Source organism: Acetivibrio cellulolyticus CD2 (genome assembly GCF_000179595.2).
In the GTDB taxonomy this organism is placed as follows: domain Bacteria; phylum Bacillota; class Clostridia; order Acetivibrionales; family Acetivibrionaceae; genus Acetivibrio; species Acetivibrio cellulolyticus.
Map to the genome: position 1 here is coordinate 1961529 of NZ_JH556653.1, position 12003 is coordinate 1973531.

A 12003-nucleotide genomic window follows, 5' to 3' on the forward strand; every position below is an offset into this window, starting at 1 on the left:
ATAGTATAGTTATTATACTATCTCCTAATAGTTTTATGTTTTTTTATATCGACTTATGCACCTGCAAAAAGTTCTTCAAATTCCTGACCTTCAAGTTTTTCCTTCTCGATCAAGGCATTTGCTACTGCATGAAGCTTACTGATATTGTCTTTTAGCATATTCAATGTCTTTTCATAGCAACTATCAATTATGCTCTTAACTTCCCTATCAATTTCAGCTGCTATTTCCTCGCTGTAATTTCTTGCCTGAGCAAAATCTCTGCCTATAAACACTTCTTCATTCTCATTCCCAAATATAAGGTTACCCAGTTTTTCACTCATACCGTATTTTGTAATCATACCTCTTGCAACACCGTTTGCTGTTTTGAGGTCTCCATATGCACCAGTACTGATTTCTCCAAGAACAATTTCTTCTGCAGCCCTTCCGCCTAATGCTATTACAATTCTTTCAAGCAAATTAGCCTTTGTACTGTATGACTTATCCTCTTCAGGCTTATATGCGGTGTATCCACCTGCCATTCCAGCTGGTATAATAGATATCCTATCTACCTTGTCTGTAGTTGACACTAACTTGACCGCCACAGCATGACCGGCTTCATGGTACGCAGTGAGTTTTTTCTCAGTTTCACTCATTACCCTGCTTTTCTTTTCAGGTCCCATAACAACTTTAAATACTGCCTCTTTTATCTCTGCCATAGTTATATTTGTCCTGTTATTTCTTGCTGCAAGCAAAGCTGCTTCATTCAAGAGGTTTTCAAGATCCGCGCCAGTAAAACCTGGTGTACTTTTAGCAAGATCATCAAGCTTTACATCTTCTGCTAAAGGCTTACCTCTGGCATGTACCTTCAATATCTCTTCTCTACCCTTTATATCAGGCAAACCAACAACAACTCTTCTATCAAATCTTCCGGGCCTTAAAAGCGCCGGATCCAATATATCAGGTCTATTTGTAGCTGCAAGGATTATTACACCTTCATTTACACCAAATCCATCCATTTCAACAAGAAGCTGATTTAAAGTCTGTTCACGCTCATCATGCCCGCCTCCAAGACCTGCTCCTCTATGTCTTCCAACAGCATCGATTTCATCTATGAATACGATACATGGTGAATTCTTTTTAGCCTGATCAAAAAGGTCTCTTACCCTTGAAGCACCAACTCCAACAAACATTTCAACGAAGTCTGATCCGCTAATTGTAAAGAAAGGTACGCCTGCTTCCCCTGATACTGCCTTTGCAAGTAAAGTTTTACCTGTACCCGGAGGTCCCACAAGCAGAACCCCTTTAGGAATTCTTGCTCCCAATTCAACAAATTTCTTAGGCTGTTTTAAGAACTCAACAATTTCCTTAAGTTCTTCCTTTTCTTCATCCGCTCCAGCTACATCATTAAAGGTTATTTTCTTTTTGTCATCAATTGTCATCTTAGCTCTACTTTTACCAAAGGACATTACCCTGTTTCCACCGCCGCCACCCTGTGACTGCTGAAGGAAAAATACCCAAAAGAGGACAAATATAATTATTATCCCTAAAGTCGGAATTATTGCAACCCACCATGGAGCAGTTGGTGGTATTATAACCTCAAAATCCTTAATTGCTTTTGCTTTAATTGGTTCCCTAACTTCGTCCATAAATGACGATACATCAGGTATATATACAATATACTTATCCTTACCTTGTTCGCCTTTACTAAGCGTCACATTGGCCGTGCTTCCTTCTAGTTTTATTTCCTTAACATTACCTATTTGAATTTGATCTAAGAGAAAAGAATACTTTTCTACCGTCGGGCCTCCGTTATTTGTAGCAACAGCAACAAATATCAGAATTATTACAAACAATACTATATATATGCTTATATTTTTGAAATACTTCAAATAGCTCCCTCCTTATTTCGCCAAACTATACAAGCTAATATCTATAAATAGCAGTGTATATCTGCCATTATATATATTTACATTATATTAACATAACAAAAGTTAAAACACAATAAACCTTTAAAATTAACAATAAAATTTTACTTATTTATCATCGTCACTAGCATAGACACTGGGTTTTAGTACACACACATCCGGCAAATTTCTGTATTTCCCGTCAAAATCGAGACCATATCCTACTACAAACTTATCAGGAATAGTTATGCCGTTATATGCTAGCGGCACTTCTACTTTACGCCTTGATGGCTTATCTAAAGCGGTGCATACCTTTACATCCTCAGGTCCCCTGTCTTCAAATAAATCTTTCAGGTATCTCAGCGTAAGACCTGTGTCCACAAGATCCTCTACTATAAGTACATGTTTATGGCTTATATCTATATCTATATCCTTAATTATTCTTACAACACCTGAAGATTTTGTTGAACTGCCATAACTTGATACCGATATAAAATCCATTTCAATTGGAATGGTTATATACCTTATGAGGTCAGCAAAAAAAACAACTCCTCCCTTTAGCACCCCAATTAATACAAGTTCTTTCCCCTCATAATCACCAGATATCCTTTTGCCAAGTTCTTTTACTTTTTCCTGCAATGATTCTTTGGTGACCAAAATTTCTTGAATATCCCCATACATAAGGTTCCTCCCAATAGTAAAATTTTATTTCCTGCACTTTAAAAGTTGGCTTTATAAATTAACTTTAATACTCTTTTAGTATTTTCAGTTACTTTAAATTTATCACTTATTTTGTAACCAATGACCCAGATAATTTCACTTTCCATGGCAATTAAAGGAATAGTATCTCTCATTTCTCTTGGTATTTTATTATCAATAAAATATTCCTTTAATTTTTTTGTACCATTGGAATTTATAGGTTTAAAGCAATCTCCCTCTTTTCTCTTTCTTACACTTATTTCCTCACTTAGTTTATCGTAATCAAAATATTGTATTAGAGAACTGCCTTTTATTCCTTTATTGTCAACGGTATTGTAATCATTTATAACGGAAGCCTCTATCAAATGCCTATTATCTCTGCTTTTAGTAATCCCAGGTATGCATAAACTGGCAACAAAATCAAATTTATCGGCGGGTTTCTCATCCTTGTAAAACTTTATGCTCTCATATGATTTTCCTACCTTTATTCCTGGAAGATCCAGCCTCGAGCCAACCCTTCCATTATCTATCATATTTAAAACTCTTTCTATATGTAAGCTTTCAATTCCCTTAACATTGCCTTTTACTTCATTAATTGCCTTTCTAATAATTCTTCTTTTTACCGCAATATGCATCTTTTTTATTTTACCCAATAGAAGTTCAACTTCTTCATTTTCTTTTCTTAGAACTGCAGCGTAATACGATTTTTTTATTTTACCGTCAATAAAGTCGATATCATCCTTTACAAGCCTGTTCAACCTGTCAACGCTCTTTACAAAGTTACAGCCAAAAAGCGTGTCAATATATGGGATAACATTTAATCTAATCTTGTTTCTTGAATAGATATCCTCCAAATTTGAACTGTCAGTTATTGGGTTTAAACTGTTTTCTCTGCAATAAGCCTCTATTTCATTTCTTTCAATGTCTAGAAGCGGCCTTATAATCCTTCCTCTGATATAATCCATTCCTTTTAGCCCATCAAGCCCTGATCCTCTGATTATATTCATTAAAACAGTTTCAGCCTGGTCATTTTTGTTATGAGCAACAGCGATTCTGCTTGCCCCTACACTGTCTGCAACTATTTCGAAATGCCTGTATCTTTCTTCTCTTCCGGCCTCCTCTAAAGACATGTTCTTTTCTTTGGAAACCTTCTTTATATCAACACATATAGACTGCAATTCAATTTCCAATTCACTGCAAAGGCTTTTTACATAATTCTCATCTCTGCAAGATTCGCTGCCCCTTAACATATGGTTTATATGAACTGCCACAATATATAAATCAAAATCTTTTCTGAGCCTCCAAAGGACATGGAGCAAGCAAACCGAGTCAGGGCCTCCGGATACTCCAACTACTACCCTGTCTCCTTTTTTAATTATGCCATTCTTTTTAATTGTATCTAAAATCCTCGTTATCATAATTATATACCTATATATGAAACAATATTATAAGTAGTAACACTTATATAATATTATTCCCTGAATTTCTCCAAATTAGCAAACTTGGTATATTGCCCGAGCCATGCAAGCTCAACAGTACCTGTAGAACCGGCTCTATGTTTAGCAATAATAGCTTCTGCTACATTCTTTTTATCTGTATCAGGATTATAATAATCATCCCTGTAAAGAAACATAACTATATCGGCATCTTGCTCAATTGCTCCAGACTCTCTAAGGTCACTCAGTATCGGTCTGTGATCCTGCCTCTGTTCAGGAGCACGGCTAAGCTGTGATAATGTAATTACAGGTACATTTATTTCCTTTGCCAGAATTTTAAGAGATCTGGAAATCTCTGATATCTCCTGTTGACGATTATCGGATTTGCCTCCACTCTTACCCTGCATAAGCTGAAGATAATCTATAACCACAAGCCCAAGGTCCTTTTCAATTTTAAGCCTTCTGCACTTGGCTCTGATCTCCATTATACTTGTCCCAGGCGTATCATCTATATAGATTGGCGCCTCAGACAACGGTCCTAAAGCTCTTGCAACCTTTTGCCAGTCACTGTCTTCAAGTTTACCGGTCCTCATCCTCTGGCTGTCAACCATGGCCTCTGAGGCCAACATTCTATTAACCAGCTGTTCCCTTGACATTTCCAGACTGAATATGGCTACAGGAACTCTTGAATGTATTGCTGCATACTGGGCAATATTCAGCACAAAGGCTGTCTTACCCATAGCAGGTCTTGCCGCAATCAGAATCAGGTCTGAATTATGAAGGCCCGCTGTTTTATAGTCCAGATCTGCAAATCCAGTAGGAATACCGGTAATATTACCCTTACTGTTATACAATTCTTCAAGTCTGTTAAAGGTATCTACTAAAACATCCTTTATAGGAACAAATCCTTGAGTATTCCTGTTTTGCAGAAGATCAAAAATGCCTTTTTCAGCCTTATCCAATACATAAGAGACCTCTTCCGAAGCCTCATAGCCCATGTTAACTATACTGGATGACACCTTGATCAGGTTCCTCAAAATCGCCTTTTCCTCAACTATCTTAGCATAGTGTTTGGCGTTTGCAGTAGTGGGGACAACATTTGCAAGGTTGGTAAGATATTCAAGTCCCCCAACACTATCCAAAGTACCCCTTATTTTGAGTCTTTCCGCTACAGTAATTAGGTCTATAGGTTCTGCTTTTTCGTAAAGATCTATGATCGCTTCGAATATTTCCTTATGGTCTTCCCTGTAGAAATCCTGGCTTTTAATTATTTCAGTTACATTTGTAAGTACTTCCTTATCAAGAAGTATTGAACCAAGGACAGACTGCTCTGCCTCTAGATTTTGAGGTGGTATTCTACCTAATGAACCTATATCCATATCTTTACCTCTTCTTACTCCTGTTCAACCTTTATTGACAGCTTTCCTGACACCCCAGGATAAAGCTTTACTTCCGCTTCATATGTACCTAACGCCTTTAACGCATCACTCATGTTGATTTTCTTCTTGTCTATGTCAAGTTTGTGGTCCTTTAAGAGCTTGTCCGCAACATCTTTTGTTGTAATAGATCCAAACAGCTTTCCGCTTTCTCCTGCCTTTGTTTTAAATACAACAGTTATAGATTTTAATTTCTCCGCCAAATCCTTTGCCTGCTGCAACTCTTTGGCCTTTTTATTCTTTTCGGCTTCTTTTTTAGTATTCATAACATTTATATTTGCTGAACTTGCCTCTACCGCAAGCCCCTTTGGAAGCAGAAAATTTCTTGCATAACCATCACTTACCTCTACCATGCTTTCCTTTTTGCCCAATCCCTTAACATCAGCTTTTAATATTAGTTTCATTTTATATCTCTCCTTAAACAATTGATTAATCTATAATACTCTAACAAACCTTAAGTTTCCTCTTTTTTAATATTCTCCATATACTCCAAAATGGCATTCTTCAACTTTTCCTTTGCTTCCTCAATTGACACTCCTTGAAGCTGCGCTCCTGCTACTGTCATATGTCCCCCTCCGCCCAGCTTTTCCAATATCATCTGAACATTTACATCTCCTAGGGATCTACCGCTTATAGAAATGCTGCCATTTATTGAGCTCATAACAAAAGCTGCATTCACACCTGCCAGGCTCACAAGTTGGTCTGCCGCCTGTGCAGCAATCAAAGCGGAATTCCTTATAATTGGAGAACAAACAGAAACTGCAATATTATCCATTAAGATCTCTGCATCCTTAACAGTGTTGGAAATATTGATATACGTATCGATATCATTCTGAAACAACTGCTTAACCGCTACAGTATCAACTCCTTGCCTTCTTAAAAACGCTGCAGCCTCAAAAGTTCTCACTCCGGTCTTAAAGGTAAAGTTTTTGGTATCAACCACAATTCCTGCATACAAGGCTTCAGACTCTATCGGTTTCAATTTTACCTTTTCCTCTACATATTGCAAAATCTCGGTAACAAGCTCACAAGTCGAGGATGCATATGTTTCGTGGTAGGTAAGAACTGCCTCCTGCAAATAATCAGCGCCTCTTCTGTGATGATCGATTACGACAATCTGGTCCGTATATCTGATCAATTCAGGAGCCTCTGTATATTTAGGTCTGTGGGTATCCACAATAATCAATAAAGTCTTTTTTCCTATCTTATCTAAGGCATCATTGGTCGCAATAAATATATTCTCATATTCGTTGCTTTTCTCCACTTTGGAAACAAACTTATCAATTGTTGGGTTCGAGCTGTTGAGTACAATATAAACTTCCTTATTACGATTCTTAGCCACCCTGTAAATTCCTACTGCAGCACCCAAACAGTCAATATCACAATTGTAGTGTCCCATTATCATTACATTTGAAGCCTGATCAATGAGCTCTCTTAACGCATATGCAATAACCCTTGCTTTTACTCTTGTCCTCTTTTCAAGCTCCCTGGACTTGCCGCCATAAAAGATGAAATCCTTACTATCCTTTATAACTACCTGATCGCCGCCTCTTCCCAATGCAATATCTATCGAAGCGCTAGCATACTTGAAATTCTCCCAAAAAGACTCTCCATTCAATCCAATCCCCATACTAAGGGTTACCGGAATTTTATTTCCAAGATTTATTTCTTTCACATTGTCTAAAATCTCAAATCTCTTTTCTTCAAATTCCTTCATATACCTATATTCAAAAACAAACAGGTATCTGTCTCTTTCAAATTTCTTAATAATACTGCCGGTATTGCTGACCCACTGATTTATCTTTGCATCAATCTCTGCCAGCATTTGAGGACGCTTTGAGTCTTCCGTGCTCTGCATCAGGTCGTCGTAGTTGTCTACAACAATAAGTCCTATAGTTACCTTTTCATCATAATACTGTTTTTTCATTTTCACAAGCTCAGTATTATCAATAAAATATAGAAGTAGTATAAAACCATCCTCATCAATTTTGCTATCAACTTTTACAAAGTTACCCAAAACATTGTAATTCCTATCGTTCACAACAATTTCTTTTGAGAAATTCATCTGCTCGTTCCCAATATTATCAGCGTCCAATTCCTTAACAAAAGAGTGTATTGTTTTCTCAAGCAGATCCACTCCACCAAAAATCTCTTTAGAAGATGAATTGTACCATATTATAGTTCCATCTACCTCTATTACTACAAGGGGCATTGGAAAATTCAGCAAGGTATCCTTTGTAGCTGTATCAATATTTAATGTTAAGTTTTCAATGTATTTGGTAATCTCTTTGTGCCTTATATAATTGGATCTGTAATTATAATACACTAAAAAAATGAATATTACAAAGCCAGGCAGCGCAATTTTGTAATCCAAATAAGCAATTACTGCCAATAGAATAAATATTGACCAAAGATAAAAGCCCGCCTTTGGAATAAAAATCCCTGTATGCTTTTTACTGTCCATAAATATATCTCCTGTTAAAGGTATCACTATTTAAAAATACAAAATAAATGATCCTTGCATCAATAAACATTTAAAACAGATTTTGATACGCTTTTCTCTATTGTTTCTTTATCCTTGAACTATTTAAATGTCTTGACAGTTCAGACAAATCTCCATAATGTTTTTCTACATCATGGTTTTCAATCAGGCCAAGTTTAACTTTATTCTCAATTTTTAATTCAATTGAGTTATAGCTTATACCTAAACGCCTGCCTAACAAATAGCATATCAATATTATATTTGACAAAGTATCGGAAACAGATTCATGCACTTCTTCCTTAACCCCGTTTACCAAAACCTTGAACAAATTTGCAATATCCGTTAGAAGTTCACTTTTAAGCCATTCAATTATTTTGATATTCCTGGTTATGTCAATTTCCTTGTCGAACAAAGCCATAAAACCACTCCACTAGAATTTAATAATTACAAACAACATGTGCCATATATTATAACATTAATAATTTTTCAAGTGTGTAATTTCCCAAAAAAACATTAAGTTAAATTTATGATACATGAGTAATTTTTCATCTATTCCCTATCAAATTCAGGATAAGAACCCAGGAACTTATAAAATGAAGCTTTTCTTTGAACCATGGTCAAAGCATCTCTTATATCATCATCCTCAATATGGCCTTTCAAATCTATAAAAAATATATATTTTCCAAGTTTATTCTTTGCAGGTCTTGACTCAATCCTGGTCATATTTATATCCCACAGACTGAAAATATCCAATACTCTATAGAGGCTTCCCGGCCTGTCTTCTGTGGAAAACACTATCGAAGTCTTGTTCTTTGCAGCTTTTTGAGCAGCTTCTTTTGATACTACCACAAACCTGGTAAAGTTATTCTTACTGTCTTGAATGCCTTCAGCTATGATATCTAGACCATATACTTTTGCTGCGGTACTCGAGCCTATAGCTGCCATATTAAAATTAGCCTCAGCAACTTCCCTTGCAGCCTCTGCAGTACTATATATAAATCTTATTTCAGCATTAGGAAAATTAGATTCCAGGTAATTTCTACACTGGCCGATTGGCTGCGGGTGCGAAAGAATGTGTTTAATTCCATCGAGCTCTGTACCTTTCCTGATCAAAAGATTTTGCTTCACTTCGATGGCAATCTCAGCTTTTATTTTAAGATCAACATCGGTTGCAAGAGTATCTAATGTTGCACTTACTGCACCTTCCAATGAATTCTCAATTGGCACTATTCCCTCATCAATTTCATCTCTATTTACTGCATAAATTATTTCAGCAAAAGTATTATAGGCACACTCAATAAAATCATTATTTCCTTTTTTATATTCAAGCAAAGCTTCCTGTGAAAAAGTACCTTTAGGTCCTAAAAATCCGATTTTCAACATATAAATCCCCTTTTTTCAGTATCGCAAACATTATTTATATAATAACACTATTTAGTAAAGTTTTAAATATGTCATCTCAACATTGATTATAAGGAACAATTGAAAATTACTTCAGATTTTCTCATGGCCGAATTTATATTTTCAGCATTCATATATACATATTGTGATTTGGTCAAAATATGTTATTATTTATCTTGATGCTTTTAATATTTTATCGTAATCGGAGGTAATGAAAAATGTGGTTCAATCATAAATTTTTCAAATATGGAGTAGGTACTTTACTTACTTTACTAATAATATTTATGTTTGGGAAAATAGACTTTTTTCTTTTACCGTTCAGGAAACTGGTAGCAGCAATATTTGCACCAATCCTTGCCTCACTTATACTTTATTATATTCTAAGACCTCTAGTAAGATTATTTCAAAAATTCCGAATTCCAAAAACCGCTTCAATAGTAATTACTTTTATAGTTGCAATTATTCTCATTATAGCAATAGGTACAAATATTGGCGTAATTGTGGTTGAACAGTTTGATGATCTTATGTCCGAACTATATACCAATTTTGACATTTCATACTTTTCAAGAGATGCTTTTATGAATAATAAAATCTTTGAGTATTTACCCATAGATAAACTCGAACAAAAAGGCATGGAAATACTTGACAGCCTTATGAACAATTCAAAAAACTTCTTTATGGGCATTCTGTCAACAGTTACAAATATAAGCACCATAATTCTAATGATTCCATTCATACTCTTTTACTTTCTAAAAGACGATGAAGAATTTAGTAAAAACCTTATTGAGCATCTTCCAAAAAAGCATGTTGCAAATGTGGAAAAAATATTGTATGACATCGACAAAGCTCTTTCTTCCTACCTTGTAGGGCAGATGACTGTTGCTATGGCCGATGGAATACTTATGTTCATTGGTTATTTAATAATCGGCATAAAATACCCTTTGATTTTATCGATTTTTGTAGTAATTACAGCTATTATTCCCTTCTTTGGGCCATACATTGGTATTATCCCTGCTATATTCGTTGGTCTGACTATGAATCCACTAATGGCCGTTAAAGTTTTCCTTCTCGAGACAATAGTACAACAAATTGACGGAAATTTTATAGCGCCACAGATCATGAGACAAAAGCTTAACGTACATCCTGTCACTGTAATCCTTCTTCTTATGATAGGATCTGCTTTATATGGTTTTGTCGGGCTACTGATAGTAGTACCTGTATATGCAGCTTTATCAGTTACCATTAAAAATGTCTACAGAATATATAAGGTAGAAAAATTAAATCATAGTAAATTAAAACCTACTGATTTGACCTAACCACTTTTTATTATTTATACACATTTGCCAATTCACTTTAATTTCTCTGGCAAATTATTTAATGACAAAAAAACGGCAGGCAACATTGAAATTCGTCTTCATGCTGCCTGCGATTATTATTTCTCAGATAATAACTAATTTGCTCACTTCAGCTTTTCTCCAATTACAACGATTTGACCTTCCGATACCCAATCCACGCTTGTATTAAGAGATTCACCGATAAATCTGAGTGGTACTACCGTCCTTCCATTTACTATCTTTGCAGGTACATCGAGTTTTAAAGGACTTCCGTTAACATACGCTGTTGTGTTTCCGATTGTCAATTCTATAACTATACCATCTTTTTTGACAGTAACCTTTTTAGTATCCTCATCCCATGACACTTCTGCTCCTAAGCCTTCTGCAATAGCTCTGAATGCCACAAGAGTTCTTCCGCTTTCAATAAAGGGATGTTCACCCTGCTCAAACCCTGTCTTAATACCATTGATATATAAGCTAATAACTTGTTCTTCACTACTGCCAAGCACTTTACCGAGTTTTTCATACTTAGCAATGTCTACACTCTTGCCATCCACCCTTACAAGCTCTTCTAAAATTCCCACAGCATTATCCTTAAGGGCTCTTATATCTTCCATATATTGATTTACTTTAGTTGAACCTTCACCATACTGCTTAATATAGTCCGGCATATTAGCTTTAACATTTTCCAGTTGGTTTATAGTCTCTTCAAGCTCTGTTTCAATTTCTGTATAGTACTTATCCTCGTCACTCAGTTTTATACTGCTTACCTTTATGGCTTTGGTCATATAAGCACTCGGACTGGTATCCTCTACTCCGGATATAATTACAACTTTACCTGCATACTCGCTGAAATTATATTCTCCTGTAAGCCTGAATCCTTTCAATTCGTAAAAACCACCTTCTAAGGTGTTTAACAAAATTGTGCCCTCTAAGACCAATTGTTCCTCCCCTGCCGGCAAACCATCAGCATTCACCTCGGTTATTGAAGAAACTTTAATTGCCTTATTCATAAAAATGCTCATGGAATTGCTGAGTTCTCCGTTTACAACTACCCTCTTGCCTTCATATTTACTGAAATCATACCCTCCCTCAAGCCTATAGCCATTCACCTCATAATAACCTGTTTCAAGTCTTTTATAGGTTACAACACCCGTAATGTTTAGCTGGTTGGATTCCTTTGCCGCAGGTGTTGATGTGCTGTTTTCTCCTACTGCAAAAGCACATAACGGGCATGCCGCAATAGCTGCAATTAAGGTAAAAATCATAATCTTCTTACGCTCTTTCATAGACATTCTCCTTTCACTTCAAAGCTTTTATTTTTTTAGACGT

At 35.8% G+C, this 12003-nt stretch carries 10 protein-coding genes; 1 reads left to right on the plus strand and 9 read right to left on the minus strand.

What is annotated here, in order from left to right; translation table 11 throughout:
• Positions 1 to 53: 53 nt before the first annotated feature.
• The 8 genes from ftsH to pheA form a co-directional block, all read right to left on the minus strand.
• A complete protein-coding gene (gene ftsH / locus ACECE_RS0210690) occupies positions 54 to 1868 on the minus strand; it encodes an ATP-dependent zinc metalloprotease FtsH (RefSeq protein ID WP_010681207.1) in 1815 nt (604 codons plus the stop codon).
• A 144-nt stretch (positions 1869 to 2012) separates the two neighbouring features.
• Complete coding sequence (gene hpt / locus ACECE_RS0210695; protein WP_010681208.1) at positions 2013 to 2564, minus strand: hypoxanthine phosphoribosyltransferase; 552 nt, start codon at positions 2562 to 2564, stop codon at positions 2013 to 2015.
• Positions 2565 to 2602: 38 nt separating this feature from the next.
• Positions 2603 to 4000, minus strand: coding sequence for a tRNA lysidine(34) synthetase TilS (tilS, locus tag ACECE_RS0210700; RefSeq protein ID WP_010681209.1), 1398 nt, complete (start codon positions 3998 to 4000; stop codon positions 2603 to 2605).
• Positions 4001 to 4053: 53 nt separating this feature from the next.
• Positions 4054 to 5397: a replicative DNA helicase gene (gene dnaB, locus ACECE_RS0210705; RefSeq protein WP_010681210.1), complete on the minus strand. Its 1344-nt coding sequence runs from the start codon at positions 5395 to 5397 to the stop codon at positions 4054 to 4056.
• Between the two features lie 14 nt (positions 5398 to 5411).
• Entirely contained in the window at positions 5412 to 5858 is a 447-nt protein-coding gene (gene rplI / locus ACECE_RS0210710) for a 50S ribosomal protein L9 (protein ID WP_010681211.1), read from the minus strand.
• A gap of 50 nt (positions 5859 to 5908) precedes the next feature.
• A complete protein-coding gene (locus tag ACECE_RS0210715) occupies positions 5909 to 7918 on the minus strand; it encodes a DHH family phosphoesterase (RefSeq protein WP_010681212.1) in 2010 nt (669 codons plus the stop codon).
• 97 nt (positions 7919 to 8015) lie between these two features.
• Positions 8016 to 8354 (minus strand): MazG-like family protein, encoded by a 339-nt coding sequence (locus ACECE_RS0210720; RefSeq protein WP_010681213.1) that lies wholly within the window; start codon positions 8352 to 8354, stop codon positions 8016 to 8018.
• Positions 8355 to 8485: 131 nt separating this feature from the next.
• Positions 8486 to 9319 carry a prephenate dehydratase gene (gene pheA / locus ACECE_RS0210725; protein ID WP_010681214.1) on the minus strand — a complete coding sequence of 278 codons (834 nt, stop codon included), beginning with the start codon at positions 9317 to 9319 and terminating at the stop codon, positions 8486 to 8488.
• A gap of 302 nt (positions 9320 to 9621) precedes the next feature.
• On the opposite strand from pheA, the gene ACECE_RS0210730 reads away from it, so the two are divergent.
• On the plus strand, positions 9622 to 10653 hold the full coding sequence (locus ACECE_RS0210730; protein WP_456049001.1) for an AI-2E family transporter: 1032 nt from the start codon (positions 9622 to 9624) through the stop codon (positions 10651 to 10653).
• Between the two features lie 143 nt (positions 10654 to 10796).
• Here the strand turns inward: ACECE_RS0210730 and ACECE_RS29285 are convergent, their stop codons facing one another.
• Complete coding sequence (locus ACECE_RS29285; protein ID WP_010681216.1) at positions 10797 to 11960, minus strand: copper amine oxidase domain-containing protein; 1164 nt, start codon at positions 11958 to 11960, stop codon at positions 10797 to 10799.
• Between the last annotated feature and the right edge of the window lie 43 nt (positions 11961 to 12003).